This window comes from Phenylobacterium sp. (genome assembly GCF_025934275.1).
Taxonomy (GTDB): domain Bacteria; phylum Pseudomonadota; class Alphaproteobacteria; order Caulobacterales; family Caulobacteraceae; genus Phenylobacterium.
In genome coordinates, this window is the sequence record NZ_JAICYI010000002.1 from 1 (window position 1) to 14,619 (window position 14,619).

General features: G+C 70.7%; 24 protein-coding genes. 9 read left to right on the forward strand and 15 right to left on the reverse strand.

The features are described 5' to 3' along the window. The 3 genes from Q0W60_RS17370 to Q0W60_RS00865 form a co-directional block, all read right to left on the reverse strand. The coding region (locus Q0W60_RS17370) for a PAS domain-containing protein (RefSeq protein WP_366074862.1) at positions 1 to 153 on the reverse strand (153 nt) is incomplete at its 3' end. 98 nt (positions 154 to 251) lie between these two features. After that, entirely contained in the window at positions 252 to 1,442 is a 1,191-nt protein-coding gene (locus tag Q0W60_RS00860; protein WP_297691593.1) for an acyl-CoA dehydrogenase, read from the reverse strand. A gap of 45 nt (positions 1,443 to 1,487) precedes the next feature. Beyond that, complete coding sequence (locus Q0W60_RS00865; protein ID WP_297691595.1) at positions 1,488 to 2,312, reverse strand: enoyl-CoA hydratase/isomerase family protein; 825 nt, start codon at positions 2,310 to 2,312, stop codon at positions 1,488 to 1,490. A gap of 153 nt (positions 2,313 to 2,465) precedes the next feature. Here Q0W60_RS00865 and Q0W60_RS00870 point away from each other — a divergent pair, with 153 nt between their 5' ends. Next, positions 2,466 to 2,651: a hypothetical protein gene (locus tag Q0W60_RS00870; protein ID WP_297691596.1), complete on the forward strand. Its 186-nt coding sequence runs from the start codon at positions 2,466 to 2,468 to the stop codon at positions 2,649 to 2,651. Positions 2,652 to 2,666: 15 nt separating this feature from the next. Here Q0W60_RS00870 and cysQ read toward each other — a convergent pair whose 3' ends face one another. Further along, a complete protein-coding gene (gene cysQ, locus Q0W60_RS00875; protein ID WP_297691598.1) occupies positions 2,667 to 3,443 on the reverse strand; it encodes a 3'(2'),5'-bisphosphate nucleotidase CysQ in 777 nt (258 codons plus the stop codon). A 90-nt stretch (positions 3,444 to 3,533) separates the two neighbouring features. Here cysQ and chpT point away from each other — a divergent pair, with 90 nt between their 5' ends. The 3 genes from chpT to Q0W60_RS00890 all read left to right on the forward strand — a co-directional run bounded on the left by chpT (position 3,534) and on the right by Q0W60_RS00890 (position 5,443). Continuing rightward, a complete protein-coding gene (gene chpT / locus Q0W60_RS00880; protein WP_297691600.1) occupies positions 3,534 to 4,214 on the forward strand; it encodes a histidine phosphotransferase ChpT in 681 nt (226 codons plus the stop codon). 63 nt (positions 4,215 to 4,277) lie between these two features. Next, positions 4,278 to 4,643 (forward strand): response regulator, encoded by a 366-nt coding sequence (locus Q0W60_RS00885; RefSeq protein ID WP_297691602.1) that lies wholly within the window; start codon positions 4,278 to 4,280, stop codon positions 4,641 to 4,643. Further along, a complete protein-coding gene (locus Q0W60_RS00890) occupies positions 4,640 to 5,443 on the forward strand; it encodes a protein-glutamate O-methyltransferase CheR (protein WP_297691604.1) in 804 nt (267 codons plus the stop codon). The genes Q0W60_RS00885 and Q0W60_RS00890 overlap by 4 nt, the downstream gene beginning before the upstream one ends. A gap of 49 nt (positions 5,444 to 5,492) precedes the next feature. On the opposite strand, the gene Q0W60_RS00895 is transcribed toward Q0W60_RS00890, so the two are convergent. From Q0W60_RS00895 to Q0W60_RS00910, 4 genes are read right to left on the reverse strand one after another with little or no spacing between them, the layout of a single operon-like run. Continuing rightward, the gene (locus Q0W60_RS00895) at positions 5,493 to 5,630 is read right to left on the reverse strand and encodes an entericidin A/B family lipoprotein (protein ID WP_297691606.1); all 138 of its coding nucleotides are present in this window, start codon (positions 5,628 to 5,630) and stop codon (positions 5,493 to 5,495) included. A 43-nt stretch (positions 5,631 to 5,673) separates the two neighbouring features. Next, positions 5,674 to 7,398 (reverse strand): sensor histidine kinase, encoded by a 1,725-nt coding sequence (locus Q0W60_RS00900; protein WP_297691608.1) that lies wholly within the window; start codon positions 7,396 to 7,398, stop codon positions 5,674 to 5,676. A 17-nt stretch (positions 7,399 to 7,415) separates the two neighbouring features. Continuing rightward, complete coding sequence (locus tag Q0W60_RS00905; protein ID WP_297691610.1) at positions 7,416 to 8,018, reverse strand: sigma-70 family RNA polymerase sigma factor; 603 nt, start codon at positions 8,016 to 8,018, stop codon at positions 7,416 to 7,418. Continuing rightward, on the reverse strand, positions 8,018 to 8,266 hold the full coding sequence (locus tag Q0W60_RS00910) for a NepR family anti-sigma factor (RefSeq protein WP_297691612.1): 249 nt from the start codon (positions 8,264 to 8,266) through the stop codon (positions 8,018 to 8,020). Before Q0W60_RS00910 ends, Q0W60_RS00905 begins: the two co-directional genes overlap by 1 nt. A gap of 164 nt (positions 8,267 to 8,430) precedes the next feature. Between Q0W60_RS00910 and Q0W60_RS00915 the strand changes: the two genes are divergently transcribed. Then, positions 8,431 to 9,231 (forward strand): response regulator, encoded by an 801-nt coding sequence (locus tag Q0W60_RS00915; protein ID WP_297691614.1) that lies wholly within the window; start codon positions 8,431 to 8,433, stop codon positions 9,229 to 9,231. An 85-nt stretch (positions 9,232 to 9,316) separates the two neighbouring features. Beyond that, complete coding sequence (locus Q0W60_RS00920) at positions 9,317 to 9,490, forward strand: DUF1328 family protein (protein ID WP_297691616.1); 174 nt, start codon at positions 9,317 to 9,319, stop codon at positions 9,488 to 9,490. A 54-nt stretch (positions 9,491 to 9,544) separates the two neighbouring features. On the opposite strand, the gene Q0W60_RS00925 is transcribed toward Q0W60_RS00920, so the two are convergent. The 4 genes from Q0W60_RS00925 to Q0W60_RS00940 form a co-directional block, all read right to left on the reverse strand. Then, complete coding sequence (locus tag Q0W60_RS00925) at positions 9,545 to 9,838, reverse strand: hypothetical protein (RefSeq protein ID WP_297691618.1); 294 nt, start codon at positions 9,836 to 9,838, stop codon at positions 9,545 to 9,547. A 19-nt stretch (positions 9,839 to 9,857) separates the two neighbouring features. Beyond that, positions 9,858 to 10,067, reverse strand: coding sequence for a hypothetical protein (locus Q0W60_RS00930; RefSeq protein ID WP_297691620.1), 210 nt, complete (start codon positions 10,065 to 10,067; stop codon positions 9,858 to 9,860). Positions 10,068 to 10,481: 414 nt separating this feature from the next. Further along, a complete protein-coding gene (locus Q0W60_RS00935) occupies positions 10,482 to 10,928 on the reverse strand; it encodes an OmpA family protein (RefSeq protein WP_297691622.1) in 447 nt (148 codons plus the stop codon). A 75-nt stretch (positions 10,929 to 11,003) separates the two neighbouring features. Beyond that, positions 11,004 to 11,351: a YMGG-like glycine zipper-containing protein gene (locus tag Q0W60_RS00940; RefSeq protein WP_297691624.1), complete on the reverse strand. Its 348-nt coding sequence runs from the start codon at positions 11,349 to 11,351 to the stop codon at positions 11,004 to 11,006. Between the two features lie 147 nt (positions 11,352 to 11,498). On the opposite strand from Q0W60_RS00940, the gene Q0W60_RS00945 reads away from it, so the two are divergent. Genes Q0W60_RS00945 through Q0W60_RS00955 form a run of 3 tightly spaced genes read left to right on the forward strand, consistent with a single transcriptional unit; the run spans position 11,499 to position 13,542 of the window. Next, positions 11,499 to 11,843, forward strand: a complete 345-nt coding sequence (locus Q0W60_RS00945) for a hypothetical protein (RefSeq protein WP_297691625.1) — start codon at positions 11,499 to 11,501, stop codon at positions 11,841 to 11,843. 23 nt (positions 11,844 to 11,866) lie between these two features. Continuing rightward, a complete protein-coding gene (locus Q0W60_RS00950; protein ID WP_297691627.1) occupies positions 11,867 to 12,733 on the forward strand; it encodes a diacylglycerol kinase family protein in 867 nt (288 codons plus the stop codon). Between the two features lie 5 nt (positions 12,734 to 12,738). Then, positions 12,739 to 13,542, forward strand: coding sequence for a metallophosphoesterase family protein (locus tag Q0W60_RS00955; protein WP_297691629.1), 804 nt, complete (start codon positions 12,739 to 12,741; stop codon positions 13,540 to 13,542). On the opposite strand, the gene Q0W60_RS00960 is transcribed toward Q0W60_RS00955, so the two are convergent. The 3 genes from Q0W60_RS00960 to Q0W60_RS00970 form a co-directional block, all read right to left on the reverse strand. Then, on the reverse strand, positions 13,539 to 13,712 hold the full coding sequence (locus Q0W60_RS00960) for a DUF1328 domain-containing protein (protein WP_297691631.1): 174 nt from the start codon (positions 13,710 to 13,712) through the stop codon (positions 13,539 to 13,541). The two genes, Q0W60_RS00955 and Q0W60_RS00960, sit on opposite strands and share 4 nt — an antisense overlap. A gap of 100 nt (positions 13,713 to 13,812) precedes the next feature. Next, on the reverse strand, positions 13,813 to 14,172 hold the full coding sequence (locus Q0W60_RS00965; protein WP_297691633.1) for a hypothetical protein: 360 nt from the start codon (positions 14,170 to 14,172) through the stop codon (positions 13,813 to 13,815). A gap of 23 nt (positions 14,173 to 14,195) precedes the next feature. Continuing rightward, positions 14,196 to 14,504 (reverse strand): hypothetical protein, encoded by a 309-nt coding sequence (locus tag Q0W60_RS00970; protein ID WP_297691635.1) that lies wholly within the window; start codon positions 14,502 to 14,504, stop codon positions 14,196 to 14,198. Positions 14,505 to 14,619 lie beyond the last annotated feature (115 nt).

Here is a 14,619-nt window from a genome sequence, read left to right on the forward strand (position 1 = left end):
CTCGGGGACCCCGGTCAGTTGCGACCAGGCGGGATTGACCAGCCGGAAATAGCCGCCGTCCGCCACCACATGCATGAGGTCGCCGCTGCTCTCGAACAGCCAGCGGATCATGTCGGGCTTCCCGGCCGCGCCTGTCGCGCGCTTCTTGGCCATCGACTTCCCTCACCAACAGGAAGCCGATAGCGCAGTCAGGTAAACACAAGGTTTGGCCGCGGTGCGGCCGATGGCTCACCGGAGGTTGTATTTCCCCCTTAGAAGGCGTTCTCGCCGGTGATCGCGCGGCCCAGGATCAGGGCGTGCACGTCGTGGGCGCCTTCGTAGGTGTTCACCGTCTCCAGGTTCGCGGCGTGGCGCATCACGTGGTACTCGCCGGAGATGCCGTTGCCCCCGTGGATGTCGCGCGCCTCGCGGGCGATGGCCAGCGCCTTGCCGCAATTGTTGCGCTTCATCATCGAGATGGCTTCCGGGACCCAGGCGCCCTCGTCGATCAGCCGGCCGAGCGCCAGCGCCCCTTCCAGGCCGAGCGCGATCTCGGTCTGCATGTCGGCGAGCTTCTTCTGCACCAGCTGGCGGGCGGCCAGCGGCCTTCCGAACACCTTGCGCGTCGCTGCGTAATCGCGGCTCGCGTGGAAACAGAACTCCGCCGCGCCCATCGCGCCCCAGGCGATGCCGTAGCGGGCCTTGTTGAGGCAGGAGAACGGCCCCCGCAGGCCGGAAACGTTCGGCAGCATCATGTCCTCGGGCACGAACACGTCGGCCAGCGCGATCTCGCCGGTCACGGACGTCCGAAGGCTGAGCTTGTTCTGGATCTTCGGCGTCTCGAAGCCCTCGGCGCCTCGCTCCACCAGGAAGCCGCGGATCACGCCGTCCAGCTTGGCCCAGACCAGCGCCACATCGGCGATCGGGGCGTTGGTGATCCACATCTTGGCGCCGCTCAGCCGATAACCTCCGTCGACCGGCCTCGCGAGCGTGCGCATCGCGCCCGGGTCGGAGCCGCCGTCCGCCTCGGTCAGGCCGAAGCAGCCGATGATCTCCCCCTTGGCCATGCCGGGCAGGAACTTCTTCCTCTGCGCCTCGGAACCGAACGCGTAGATCGGGTACATCACCAGCGAGGACTGCACGCTCATCGCCGAGCGGTAGCCGGAGTCGATCGCCTCCACTTCGCGGGCGATCAGGCCATAGGCGACGTGGCTGACGCCGGCGCCGCCGTAACCCTCGGGCAGGGTCGAGCCCAGGAAGCCGAGAGCGCCCATCTCGGTCATGATCTCGCGGTCGAACCGCTCCTCGGCGAAGGCCGAAACCACGCGCGGCAGCAGCTTCCCGCGGGCGTAGGCGCGCGCCGCCTCCCAGACCATCCGCTCCTCGTCGGAGAGCCGCGAGGCGAGGTCGAGCGGATCGTCCCAGCGGAAGGTCTTCTGGCTTTCGCCGGTGTCGAGGGCCATCTGGTCAGGTCTCCTGGGCTGGGGCGCGCGCCTTATGCCGCCAAATCAGGCCCCGGTGTAGACGCCTTTGCGCTTCTCCAGGAACGCGGCGCGGGACTCCTTGACGTCGTTCGGCGCCTTGCGGGCGTAACCGAGCCCAACCGTCTCGTAGCGCAGCGCCTCCTCGATCTGCACGTCGACATTGTGCTGCAAGACCCGCTTGGACATGCGCAGCGCCAGCGGCGGCCATTGGGCCATCTGTTCGGCGTAGGCCACCGCCTCGTCGAGCAGGCTCTCGGTCGGCACGCTGCGGTTAAGCAGCCCGATCCGCAGCGCCTCCTCGGCCTCGACGGTGCGGCTGGTGAAGATGATGTCGGCCGCCGCCGCATATCCCACCACCCGCGGCAGGAAGTAGGAGAGCCCGGAATCCGGCGACAGGCTGCGCTCGATGAACACGCTCTTGAAGCGCGCCGCCGGCGAGCCAAGCCGCACGTCGCAGGCGAGCGCCGTCGACATGCCCGCGCCCGCCGCCACGCCGTTGATCGCGCCCACGATCGGCTTGTCGAAGGTGCGCCACATCATCGCCCAGCGGCCGACCCAGCCCATCTCGTCCATGCGCCCGTCCTGCGACGTCGGCTCCTCCGGCCGGCCGGTCGCCACCGGACCGGTGCCCATGAGGTCTGCTCCCGCGCAGAAGCCGCGCCCGGCGCCGGTCAGCACGAGCGCCCGCGCCTCGTCGTCGCCGCGCACCGCGGCCACCGCCTGCTCGACCTCGCGCCTGAGCCCCTGCGAGATGGCGTTCAGCCGGTCGGGGCGGTTCAGCGTCAGCACCGCGACCTGTCCGCGGCGCTCAAGGGTGATGGTCTCGTAGTCGACCGCTTCATAGGCCATGGCGTCCTCCTCGGTTTCCGGAAGCATCGCGCCGATGGCCGAGCAGGGAAAGCGCTGTTGCGGGGCTGGAATCGAGCCATCCTTGCCGGTCCGGCGCAACCAGCGCCGCGCTTCGGTGTTGTTGGGCGAGACCTGGCATGGAGTCCGCCGACGATGCACGGCGCCGCAGCTATCCTGAAGTCTTTCGCCTGGCTGGCGGTGCTCGCCTTCGCGATCGGTTTCTTCGGAGTCCTGGCCTTCCATCAGCCGACCCGCGCCATGGCCTCGAACGTGGCGGCCGAGCCGGCGGTCGCGTCCGGGCCGGCCTCGGCCGACTGGAACCTGCCCAAGCATATTTGAGCGGCCCCGGGCCGTTCAGCCGCCGCGGGCGACGAACCAGCCGTTCCGAAAGCCCTCGTCCGCCTTGCCGTACCTGAATGGCTGGCCGTCCGGCGTCGTGAGCCGCCCGCCTGCGGCCGCCAGCACCGCATGGCCGGCCGCGATGTCCCACTCCATGGTCGGGCCGTGCCGCGGATAGATGTCGGCTGCGCCCTCGGCGATCCGGCAGAGCTTGATCGAGGAGTCCATCGCCTCGGTCCTGTCGAAACCGTACTGGCCGCGGAGCTCATCCAGCGTCTCCGGCTTCATGGTGTGGCTGATCAGCACCAGGGCTTCGCCCGCCGGCCAGGGCCGCACGTGCACGGGCGCGGCCGCCCCGCCGCCCGTCCGCTTGAGCGCCCGGCCCTGCGAAGTGAACCAGGTCTCGCCGGTCGGCGGCGCGGCGACCGCGCCCGCCACGGGTCGCCCATGGTCGACCAGGCCGATATTGACCGTGAAGTGGGGGTCGCCGCGTACGAAGGCCTTGGTGCCGTCGAGCGGATCCACCAGGAAGAACCGCGGGCCGATCGCGTCCGGCGTGCCGAAACGGGCGGCGTCCTCCTCCGAGATGATCGGCAGATCGGGGAAGCGCTCGCGGAGCCCCTCCAGGATCAGCGCCTCGGCGCGGTGATCGGCCTCCGTCACAGGACTCTCGTCGTCCTTGCGCGTCACCGCCAGGCCAGACCGCCAGAGCGGCAGGATCAATTGCGCCGCGGCCTCGCAGAGCTCGGCCAGCTGCGGCCCCACGTCATCGATCACGCTCTCGCTGGCCAAGGTCCCGCCTGGAATTCCGCTGCCGGTGGTGGGCTCTCTTAGGGGGCCGCCGCGGTTTTCCAAAGGCTCAAATCACGCCAAGCTCGGGCCATGACCGACATGCCGGCCCCTGACGACGCCTCCGTTTCCACGCCGGCCGCCGCCGTGCGCCCGGCCCAGCTCGCCGCCTATCTCGCCGCGCGCATGTGCCACGACTTCATCAGCCCGGCGAGCGCCATCGTCTCCGGCCTGGACTTGCTGGACGATCCCGCCGCGCAGGACATGCGCGACGACGCGCTCGCCCTGATCAGCGCCTCGGCGCGCAAGCTCGCCGACCTCCTGGCGTTCTCGCGGGTGGCGTTCGGCGCGTCGGCTTCGGCCGAGACCTTCGACCCGCGCGACCTGGAGGCGCTGGCCCGGGGCGTGTTCGGCCATATGCGAGCGGAGCTGGCCTGGACGATCGAGCCCGTCTCGGTGAACAAGCCGGCCGCGCGCGCGCTGCTCAACCTCGCCCAGATGGCGGGGGCGGCGCTGCCGACGGGCGGCACGGCGAGCGTCCAGGCGGTGCAGGAGGCGGGCGCGATCGCGATTGCGGTGGAAGCTTCCGGACCGAGGGCGCGGCTACGGCCCGAGGTGCTCAGCGGCCTGCAGGGCCAGCCGCCAGGCGATGGCCTGCACGGCCACTGGGTGCAGGCCTATTACGTACACCTGTTGCTGGGCGACGCGGGCGGGCGGGTGTTCGCCGACGTGGCCGAGGAGAAGGTCGTCTTCGCCGCCACCGTCCCCGCCTGAGGGGCGGGCTACGGCTCCTTAACCATAGCGCGAGAAGCTCGCACCCGAAGGAGCCCGCGCCGCGTGAAGACCTGCCTCGTCGTCGACGACAGCCGCGTGATCCGCAAGGTCGCGCGCCACATCCTCGAAGAGCTCGGCTACCGCGTCGCGGAGGCGGGCGACGGCGCGGAGGCGCTGGCCCATTGCCGCAGCGGCATGCCGGAGGCGATTCTGCTGGACTGGCGCATGCCGGTTATGACCGGGCCCGAATTCCTGCGCCGGCTGCGCGTCGAGCCGGGCGGCGGCGATCCGAAGGTCATCTTCTGCTCGGTCGAGTGCGAGCTCGGCCGCATCCGCGAAGCTCTGGAGGCGGGCGCCGACGAGTTCATGATCAAGCCGTTCGACGCCGAGATCGTCGCCGGCAAACTGCAGGCTGCAGGCGCCCAATGACGCCCCGCGAGCGCGAATTCGTCGCCGCGCTCTGCGCCGAGCGCGCCGGCCTGAGCCTCGAGCACCGCCGCGGCTATCTGATGGACTCGGCGCTGGCGCCGGTGGCGCGGCGGGAGGGCTATCTGTCGATCTCCGAGCTGGTCCGCGCGGCCCGCGATCGCGCCGACGAGCGGCTGTCATGGGCCATCGTCGAAGGGCTGGCGCCTCCCCAGACCGGCTTCTTCCGGGATCCGGAGGTGTTCGCGGCCGTCGTGGACGCCTTGCCGGCCGGCCGCGCTGAGCCGATCCGCATCTGGAGCGCGGCCTGCGGATCGGGACAGGAAGTCTATTCCCTGGCCATGCTGCTGGCGGAGCGCGCCGCGGTCCCGGCGGCGGAGATCTTCGGCTCCGATCTCAGCCAGCGCCTGGTCGACAAGGCGAAGACCGGCCTCTACAGCGCCTTCGAGGTGCAACAGGGCCTCTCAGCCCGACGCCTGGTCCACCATTTCGAGCAGCAGGGGGAGAGTTTCGCCGTCGCGCCTCGCCTCCGGCAGGGCCTGCGCTGGCGGCGGGCGAACCTGCTGGACGATGCTCCGGGGCCCGATCGCTACGACGTGGTGCTCGGGCGCTATCTGCTGGGCGCCATGACGCGGCCCGCGCGCACGCGCGCGCTCGCCCGCCTCACCGCGGCCCTGAAGCCCGGCGGCTGTCTGGTGGTCTCGCCCAATGACGTCATCGCGGCCTACGCGCTCGGTCTCGAGCCGATCTGCGGCGCACCGGGCCTGTTCCGCCAGAGCGCATCGGTGGCTGCGGCGGCCTGAGGGGCGAAAGCCCCGCCGCTGAGGCGGCGGGGCCTGCCTGCGGACGCGCTTAGTGCTTGGCGTCCTGCGCGGTCTGCGACACCGCTTGGCCGGCGGCCGAAACGTCCTGCCCCGCGCCCTTGACGGTGTTGCAGGCGGCCACGGCGAAGCTGGCGGCGAGCGCCGCCAAGATCACGAATTTGCGCATAAGGTATTCTCCCGGGGGTTTGCGAGTCGCGCTCGCCGAACGCCTATGCTGCCGCCTGGTTCCCATCGGCAGTCTCTCCCGGGCTGTGGGCCGGCGCGCTCGGATTGGGGAAGATCAGCCGCGCGGTGATGCCGCCCTTCGCATTTCGGACCAGCTCCGTGCGCCCGCGCAGCTGTCGCGCGAAGGCGGTCATCAACGTCCGGCCGACGCCCGAGGTCACCAGGGCGTCGTCCGGCGCCTTGCCGTCGTCGGAGATCGCCAACTCGGCCTCGTCTCCCTTCACGGCGAAGTTCACGCTCAGCACCCCGCCGCGCTCGGAGAAGGCGTGCTTCTGGGCGTTGGTGATGGCCTCCACCGCGAACAGCGCCAGCGGCGCGAGCCGGTCTGGGTCGATGATCAGGGCCTCGACCGAGAGATCGGTCCTGACCGCCGGCCCATGCAGCATCTCGCCGGCCACGAGCTGTGCGGTCAGCTCCTCCAGGAACGGCCGCAGGTCCACGCGCTTCAGGTCGGGCCCCTGGTAGAGGGCGCGGTAGATGAGCGCCAGCGCCGTGATCCTCTGGCGCGTGTCGGACATCGCCGCCCGCGCGGCCGGGTCGGCGAGCGAGCGCTGCTGCATGTTGAGCAGGGAGGAGATGACCTGCAGGTTGTTCTTCACCCGGTGGTGGATCTCGCGCATCAGCGCGTCCTTCTGGGCCAGGCTGTCGCGCAGCGAGGCGTCGCGCCCGACGATCGCGTCGGCCATATCCTCCAGGGTTTCCGCGAGTTCGCGGATCTCCGGCGGCATCTGGTCGGCCTGCACCGGCCGCACGGAGAGCCGGCCGCGCGCATAGAGCGCCGCAATTCGCTGCAGATAGGCGATCCAGCGCACCACGAGACGATCGGTGGCCATGGTCACGGCGGCCAGCGCCAGCGCAAAGGTCAGCAGCGGGAAGGCGATGCCCGACAGTGGATTGACCCAGGCCCAGGAGATGATCCCCGGGGAGCGCGCCGAGAGCACCACATAGACGGCCTCGCCGACGACCGGGGCCGCCGAGTAGACCCGCCGCTCGCCTCGGGCGTCGCGCGCGTACCAGACATAGGAGCCCTGGGCGCGGACCTTGTCGCGCCAGTTCGCAGGCAGGGCGGTGAAGGCGGCGGCGCTGGTCTCGGTGATGAAGCGGCCGGTCGCGTCCGCCAGCGCCACCTCCGAATGCGCCGGCAGGATCGGGTCGGTGACCGACGGCTCCAGGCTGGCCAGCCTGATCACCGCCACGAACGCCCCGTCGAAGCGCCCATCGGAGGCGGCGGCGCGCACCGCCGTCAAGACCGCCGGTTCGCCCGCGTAGGGCGAGCCGGCATCGCGCGTGACGACCAGCGGCTGACCTGCGGCAAGCGCCTGGAACCAGGGCCGGGTTGCGCGGTGGTCGTCGGCGGGGACCGGACCGGCGGAGCAGACTAGCCGGCCGCGGCTGTCGAACCGGATCAGGTTGGCATAGCCCGGGATGCGCTGGGTCACCTCCGCCAGGCGCTGGCCGCATTGGTAGCCGATCGCCCCCGGCGCGAGGGTCTGCAGCAGGATGTCGGCGCCTTCCATGCGGGCGCGGGCGGTGGCGGCGCTTCGTTCGGCGGCAAAGCCCAGGTTGTGGCGCAGCTGCGCCCGTTCGCGGCTGAAGGCGATCCCCGACTGCAGCACGCCCAGCAGCAGCACGGGCAGCAGCGCGGCCGCCAGCGCCGCGGTGAGGCGGACCCTGATGGTGGTCAGTGATGCCCAGGGCAGGCCGGCCATGAAGCCCGTATCCGTCCTTACCGGACGGTGCTTAGCCGCTCCGCATCGGCGAGGATAGAGCGCATGGCCTCGCCCGCCGGCTCCCCGTCCCGATCGTAGGCGCCGCCCTCGAGAATGGCGTGCAGCGCCCGGCGCGCGCGGCTCACGCGGCTCTTCACCGTGCCCACGGCGCAGCCGCAGATCTCGGCCGCCTCCTCGTAGGCGAAACCGCCGGCGCCGACCAGGATCAGCGCCTCGCGCTGTTCTGGCGGCAGCATGGAAAGGCCCTGGCGCAGTTCGTCGAGCGCCACCGGCGCCTCCGGATCGTCGACGGCGACCAGCGTCCGCTCGGCGGCCTCCTGGTCGAGCTGGCTCTGGCGCCACGAGCGGCGCTTCTCGGAATAGAACTGGTTGCGCAGGATCATGAAGGTCCAGGCCTTCATGTTGGTGCCCATCTGGAAGCTGGCGCGCGCGTCCCAGGCCTTCATCATCGCGTCCTGGGCAAGGTCGTCGGCCGCGGCGGGATCGCCGCACAGGGTGCGTGCGAACGCCCGCAGGTGCGGGATCAGCTGGACCAGCTCGCGCTTGAAAGCCTCGTCGTCGGATTCGCGCGAGGACGCGGGTTGCTGCGCCCCGGCCATCAGCCCTTCTCCGAGGAGCGGCTGTCGGCGCGCCGCAGGATCTCGAGGAATTCCTCGGGCACGTCTTCGTTGACCACCTGGTCGAACATCTGGCGCAGGCGCACGCCGATCGCCTGCTGGCGCAAGCGGGCTTCGTCCAGGGCGGCGGACGACTTGCGTCGTTCACTGGAAGGCTTTTGCTCGATCATATCGTCGGCGTGCCGCTCTCGCGACGGCCGCCCCCTCTTTGTATTCTCGCCGTCGCTCAACGTCCGACTCCGTCGCCGGTTCCCTTAAGTGAGCGAACAAGATGCGGAAAACCGCGCCGATTGGGAACAAGTTCCCCCTGGTCACGTTTCTGGAGCATCATGGGGCCTCGGCGGGGCACGTCCTGCATGTCCGCTACTGTAAGCCTACAATGGAGGTGTTGCCTTTGAGTCTCCTTGCTCGACTCGCACCGCACCTGCCCTACGTGCGCCGCTACGCGCGCGCGTTGACGGGCGATCAGACGACCGGCGACCACTATGTCCGCGTCGCGCTGGAGGCCCTGGCCGCGGGCGAACGCGTGCTGGATCCCAACCTGACCCCGCGCGTCGCGCTCTATCACGTGTTCCACGCCATCTGGTGCTCCTCAGGTGCCCAGCTCGAAGGGCCAGGCGACGACGACCCGGCGGCCGATGACACCACGCGGCGGCTGATGCGCATCGCCCCGCGCTCCCGCCAGGCGTTCCTGCTCACCGCCCTCGAGGGCTTCACCCCCTCCGAGGCCGCCCAAATTCTGGGCGCGGACTTCTCCGAGGTCGAGAAGCTGATCGCCGAGGCGCAGGCCGAGATCGACGCGGAGCTCGCCACCGACGTGCTGATCATCGAGGACGAGCCAGTGATCGCCGCCGACATCGAGGCGCTGGTCAAAGAGCTCGGCCACACGGTGGTCGACATCGCCGCCACCCGCACCGAGGCGATCGACGCGGTGGCCCGCAAGACGCCCGGACTGGTGCTGGCCGACATCCAGCTCGCCGACGGTTCCTCGGGGATCGATGCGGTGAAGGACATCCTGGCCCGCTTCGACGTGCCGGTGATCTTCATCACCGCCTTCCCGGAGCGCCTGCTCACCGGCGAGCGGCCGGAGCCCACCTTCCTGATCACCAAGCCGTTCCAGCCGGAGACGGTGAAGGCGGCCATCGGCCAGGCGCTGTTCTTCCATCCGCGCAAGGCTTCGCGCCAGGCGGCGTGATCCCGGAACGAGGGCGCTCGGCCCCACGTTGAAGGTCAAGGGCGCCTCCGGGCGCCCTTGTCATGTCTGATGGAGCTTCGACGTCATGCTCGGCTGGTCATTGATCTTCGCCATATTGGCCGTCGTGGCCGGCCTCCTGGGCTTCCTGGGCCTCGCAGGCATCGCCGCCACGATCGCCAAGATCCTGTTCTTCGTCTTCCTCGTGCTGCTGGTCGTGAACTTCGCGATCCGCGCCTTCCGCGGCCGTTCGGTGCTGTAGCCCGCGCTCGGCTGCGGTCGTCCCCGCTCGCGTTGTCGGCGCGGAAGCCCTCGATCAGGACGGCGGATTGCTCGGATTGCCGCCCTTGGGCGCCAGCGGCCCGCCCTTGTCGTAGTTCTGGCGGCTCGCTGCGCTGGGCGGCGGAGCCTTGAAGGCCGCGGCCTGCGACGGCTGGGTGGCGTAAGGCTGCGAGGCGGAGGACAGGCCCGGCGCGTGGAACGCCCAGGTGATGACGAAGCCCAGGATCACCAGCGCCATCCCGATCACCAGCACCCACAGCATGGGCAGGCCTCTGCGGCCTTGTCGGGCCCGCGTCTCGCCGAGCGAGGGTCGATGGGAGTTGGCCATGAAGCGGGCTCCTTACTCGTTACTCGGACGGAAAATAGCTGAACGGCCCGGTCGAGGCGTGGGCATGGGAATCGAGGCGCGGACCGGTCATCGAGCCGATGAGGCCGCTGGCGAGCGCCAGCCCGAGCACCGCCGAGATGACCAGCAGGCGCCGTCGAGTCTGCTGATGGCGATAGTTCGGCGTCCGGACGAGGACGAAGCCGCTTCGGGAATCGAAGCTTGAGCGCATCGCGAGCCCTCCTCCCGAGAAGGCGGCCCCCATCGCCCGCCAGTCTCGGAAACGCCCGTCCTCGCCGGAACGTTCCGCGGCCGGGACGAGAACGGTCGAGCTCAAGAAAAATCTCGCAATTTCAACACTTATGGAGAAATGTCGAGAGCCGCCGCCCCGCGTCAGGGATCCAGCCGACGCCGGTCGCGGGGGCGCGCGAATTATTTTCGAAAAAAAGCGAGCCCTGCGGAACGCACTTGGGGGAGTGGGTGTTTAGCCAGTTGCGGAGGCGGCGACGCCCCCCCCGACTTGAGACTGGCGAGCATGCCAGTCTGCCGTCTCCGCACCCTTTTCTCGATGATGCACACTCTCCGGCGGGTCCCCAGGGACCCGCCCTTTCTTTGTGCGGCGTTCCGCTCCGGCATGCGGCGGGAGCTACTTCGGCGCGGCGAGCCGCAGGGTCACGTCGGCGCGGCGGCGAAGTGGCGCGGCTTTTCCATCGCTTGTCACTGCGCCCGCCTGACCCGCGGCGGCGACGTTGAAGTTGGCCGCCGGCAGGCCGTTGGCCGCCAAGGCCTGGGCGACCGCGGCCGCCCGTCGCCGTGAGAGTTCGAGATTGGCCGCCGGCGCGCCCGCGGCGTCGGCCAGGCCGGTCACCTCCACGGCGCGCACCGTGCAGTCGCGGGCGGCGGTCGCGGCCTGGTCGATCACCAGCCGGCCCTCGCGGGTCAGCTCCGCCGACTGCGGCTCGAAATAGATCGAGACGGTCTCGTCGGCGCAGCGCGGCGGCTCCTTCACCAGCCGGGATCGCGCCGGCTGCAGGCTCCCGCAGCCCCCCAAGAGCATCGCCGCGGCCAGCCCGGCCGCTACCGCCCGTTGCATCGTCCTTCTCCCCAGCGCCCACGACAAGGGGCGGCCGGCAGCCCGACCGCCCCTCGCCGGAGTGGCTCGTGCGCCTCAGTAGCGCGGCGTGCCGTCTTCCCAGTAGTACCGGCCAGTCGCCGGATCATAGTAGTAATAGCGGCCCGCGCGCTCGTCATAATACTGACGGCGGTTGGGAGCCGCCTGGGCGCCGCAGCCGCCTTCGTCGCGGCACCCCTTCACGGCGCCCGCGGCGCCGCCGATAGCCGCGCCGATAGCCGCGCCGCCGAGCGTGCTGCCATGGGCCAGGTTGTTGCCGACCACCGCGCCGGCGACTGCGCCGAGCGCGGCCCCGCCGAGCGTGGTGTTGGTCGTGTGCGGATCGTCGGCGCAGGCCGCGACCAGGACGCTGGCGCCGGCGAGGGCGATCAATGGCTTGAGCATGAGGCTCTCCTTGGTTGTCCCTGGATTGTCCCCTGACGCCCTAACGCCAGGCTGCCTGCGCAGTTCCGTTTCGGAACCGCCCGCCTCGACCGCCGTTGGAACCGCGCAACACCGGTTTTCGGAGCACTTCCCATGGTTGGCGGACGCTTGGACGACGGCGCAAGAGCCCCTGAGGCCCCCGACACAGGCGACATCCGTGCGGACCTGCGCCACGCCTATGAGCGCGGCCGGCAGGACGAGCGCGGCCGCCGCCGGCGTCACCCCGTCTTCATGACCGTCACCTTCATCTGCGCGATCGTCGGCCTCGTCTCGCTGGTGCTGGCGGGCGTGAACGGCTCGTTCGCCCGAGGCGGCGAAGTGATGGACAGCGGCCTGGCGATCGCCGCCAACCGGGCTGGCCCGGTCGCGCGCCAAGCCGCCGACAACGCCCGGCAGGTCGGGGGCGCGGCCAGCCCGTCCTCCCCGGCCGGAACCGCCAACGGCGCCGGCTGAGATCTGCGAGGTCTTGACGGTCCGTGACCCGCATCCATCGCGTCGAGGTGGTGGTGAACCTCGCCTCGGGCGGCGTGAACGCGGACGCTCCCGGCGAAATCGAGAAGATCTGCGCCGATCACGGGCTGGCGGCCCACGTCTGCGCGCCGTCCACGCATGACCTCGCCAACTGCTTGCGCGCGGCGGCGGACGCCGGGCCGGACCTCGTGATCACCCTGGCCGGCGATGGGACGGCGCGCGCCGCCGCCGAGCTCTGCGGCCCGCAAGGTCCGCTGCTCGCGCCGCTCCCGGGCGGCACCATGAACATGCTGCCGAAGGCGCTCTATGGCGATCGCGACTGGCCGGACGCCTTGAGCGTCGCGCTCGCCCAGGGCGAGGAACGCGACTTGTCGGGCGGCGAGGTCGAGGGTCGGGTTTTCCTGGTGGCGGCGGTGCTGGGCGCGCCGGCGCTCTGGGGCGCGGCGCGCGAGGCCGTGCGCATGGGCGCCGTCAAGCTCGCCTGGCTGCGCGGCCGGCGAGCCCTGAAGCGAGCCTTCTCTGGCCGGCTCCGCTACGCGCTGGACGGCGGCGCGCGCGCCAAGGCCGAGGCGCTCGTCTTCCTTTGCCCGTACGTCTCCCGGGCGCTGCCGGACGAAGCCTCGGCGCTGGAGGCCGCAGCGCTGGACCTCGACGGCGCGGCCGACGCCTTCCGCCTCGGCTTCCATGCCCTGATCGGCGATTGGCGCGCGGCGCCGGCCGTGGAGACGGCGGCCTGCCGCGAAGCCCGGGTCTGGGCGGCCGACGGCATTCCCGCCCTGCTCGATGGGGAGCTGGTGCGCTTGAACGCCGCCGCCAAAGTGAGCTACCGACCGGCGGTGGCCCGGGTGCTCGCCCTGGCGAAGGCCCCCTGAAACCCATGCCCCTCCGGCTCGCCCACCTCTCGGACATCCACTTCGGGGGCGAGAACCCGACGGCTGTCGCGGCCGCCCTCGAGCACCTCAACGCGGGCGCCTACGACCTGATCGTCGTCTCCGGCGACCTGACCCGCTTCGCCGAGCGGCGGGAGTTCGCGCAAGCCGCCCGCTGGCTCTCGGCCCTGAAAGGTCCGAGGCTGGTCACCCCCGGGAACCACGACGCCCCCTACCTCGCCTGGGCGGAGCGGGTGTTCAAGCCGTTCCGGCGCTTCGAGGCTGCGATCGGCCCGGCCGCCGGCCAGACCTACCAAGGCTCAGGGTTCGCCGTGCGCGGCCTGAACACCGCCCGGGGGGCGCAGCCGCGCCTCAACTGGTCGAAGGGCCAAATGGCGCTGCACGAGGCGCGCGACGCCGCGCGCTGGCTGGCCGCCGTGGAGCCCGAGTGCGTGCGCATCGTGGCCTGCCACCATCCGCTGATGGAGATGATCGGCGGCCCGATGACCGCGCGGGTCTGGAACGGCCAGGCTGCGGCGCGCCTGTTCGCCGAGGCCAAGGTCGACCTCGTGCTGTCGGGCCATATCCATGCGCCGTTCACCTGGGCCTATCCGTTCGGCGACGGCTGCACCTATGCGGTGGGCGCGGGCACGCTGTCGATCCGCGAGCGCGGGACGCCGGCCAGCTTCAACGTGGTGGAAATCGAAAGGGCGGCGATCCGCATCGCCGCCCTCGCTTGGTCAGGCTCGCGCTTCGAGCCGTATCGCACCTGGTCTGTCGACCGGCGCCCCGCCCTAGTCAAACGAGACTAAAGCGTTGGCCGTCCTCGCACGAAGTGCATCACGATCGAGACAAGGAACAGGACCAGGAAGACATAGAACAGGATCTTGGCCACACCCATCGCCGCCCCTGCGATTGTCGTGAAGCCGAGCACAGCGGCGATCAGAGCGATCACCAGGAAAGTCAGGGCCCAGCCTAGCATTTCGGGTTTCTCCAAACGCGCCTGTGAACGGCGCTGACGACTGCGGGCGCTCGCCCGCGCCGCACTCAACGTCTGCTTGGAGGCGCCGTTCCCACGGGCGTCACGACTTCCGCGCGCCGCGGCTGGCGAAGGCGGCGGAGACGACGGCCGTCAGGATGCGCGGATTCTTCACGATCACTGCGACCGCCGCGGCGATCGCTCCGGCGGCGACGAGCGGCCGCTCACGTGCGAGCTCGACCAGGCGCGAGGTCAGGTTCTGCTCGTCGCCCTTGGGCCGCTTGGGCCGCGCCTTGCGGGTCAAGAGGAAGGCCAGGATGAGTGCGATGAGGGCGGCCGCGAGCGCCACCGCCGCAGCGCCCCAGGCGGGGCCGATGAGGTCGCGCACGACGGCGTATAGCGCAAAAGCCAGCGCCACCACGCATACGACCGCCGCGGCCGCGATCGCGGCGATCGCGGCCACCAGCGAGATCAGTCTCTTGAAGATCAACGCCGGCCGGAGGAGAGCAGCAGGCCGATGAGGACTCCAACGCCGAGCGCCGCGCCGGTGGCGGCGAGCGGCCGCTCACGAACGCGCTCGGTCACATACTGCTGGGCCTGCTCCAGTTGTTCGCTGGCGGAGTCGGCATAGGCGCGCGACTGGGCGCGAAGCTGCTCGAGGCCATCCTGCACGGCTTGTTCGATCCGCGCGCGGGCGTCAGCGAAGGTGCGCTGGGCCTCGGCCGTCATGCGGCCGGCCGTGTCGGAGGTGGTCTTGGTCGCCTCGTCGGCGAAATCGGCGGCGTTGGCAGGCATGTGGGTGTCTCCGAAAAGGCAGCCCCGGCGCGCAGGCGGAGGAGCGCAAGCGTCAACGTTGGACATGGTAGGCGGGTTCCGCGTTTGGCGCAAAGGCGGAGCCGTGCCCCCTCTC

Coding starts and splice junctions, on each gene's coding strand:
- Q0W60_RS00900 (WP_297691608.1), bottom strand. CDS start 7,398: ATGGCCGGCCTGCCCTGGGCATCACTGACCACCATCAGGGTCCGCCTC.
- Q0W60_RS00970 (WP_297691635.1), bottom strand. CDS start 14,504: ATGCCTGCCAACGCCGCCGATTTCGCCGACGAGGCGACCAAGACCACC.
- Q0W60_RS00960 (WP_297691631.1), bottom strand. CDS start 13,712: ATGCTAGGCTGGGCCCTGACTTTCCTGGTGATCGCTCTGATCGCCGCT.
- Q0W60_RS00890 (WP_297691604.1), top strand. CDS start 4,640: ATGACGCCCCGCGAGCGCGAATTCGTCGCCGCGCTCTGCGCCGAGCGC.
- Q0W60_RS00870 (WP_297691596.1), top strand. CDS start 2,466: ATGCACGGCGCCGCAGCTATCCTGAAGTCTTTCGCCTGGCTGGCGGTG.
- Q0W60_RS00930 (WP_297691620.1), bottom strand. CDS start 10,067: ATGCGCTCAAGCTTCGATTCCCGAAGCGGCTTCGTCCTCGTCCGGACG.
- Q0W60_RS00865 (WP_297691595.1), bottom strand. CDS start 2,312: ATGGCCTATGAAGCGGTCGACTACGAGACCATCACCCTTGAGCGCCGC.
- Q0W60_RS00905 (WP_297691610.1), bottom strand. CDS start 8,018: ATGGCCGGGGCGCAGCAACCCGCGTCCTCGCGCGAATCCGACGACGAG.
- Q0W60_RS00955 (WP_297691629.1), top strand. CDS start 12,739: ATGCCCCTCCGGCTCGCCCACCTCTCGGACATCCACTTCGGGGGCGAG.
- Q0W60_RS00940 (WP_297691624.1), bottom strand. CDS start 11,351: ATGCTCAAGCCATTGATCGCCCTCGCCGGCGCCAGCGTCCTGGTCGCG.
- Q0W60_RS00925 (WP_297691618.1), bottom strand. CDS start 9,838: ATGGCCAACTCCCATCGACCCTCGCTCGGCGAGACGCGGGCCCGACAA.
- Q0W60_RS00895 (WP_297691606.1), bottom strand. CDS start 5,630: ATGCGCAAATTCGTGATCTTGGCGGCGCTCGCCGCCAGCTTCGCCGTG.
- chpT (WP_297691600.1), top strand. CDS start 3,534: ATGACCGACATGCCGGCCCCTGACGACGCCTCCGTTTCCACGCCGGCC.
- Q0W60_RS00860 (WP_297691593.1), bottom strand. CDS start 1,442: ATGGCCCTCGACACCGGCGAAAGCCAGAAGACCTTCCGCTGGGACGAT.
- Q0W60_RS00920 (WP_297691616.1), top strand. CDS start 9,317: ATGCTCGGCTGGTCATTGATCTTCGCCATATTGGCCGTCGTGGCCGGC.
- Q0W60_RS00935 (WP_297691622.1), bottom strand. CDS start 10,928: ATGCAACGGGCGGTAGCGGCCGGGCTGGCCGCGGCGATGCTCTTGGGG.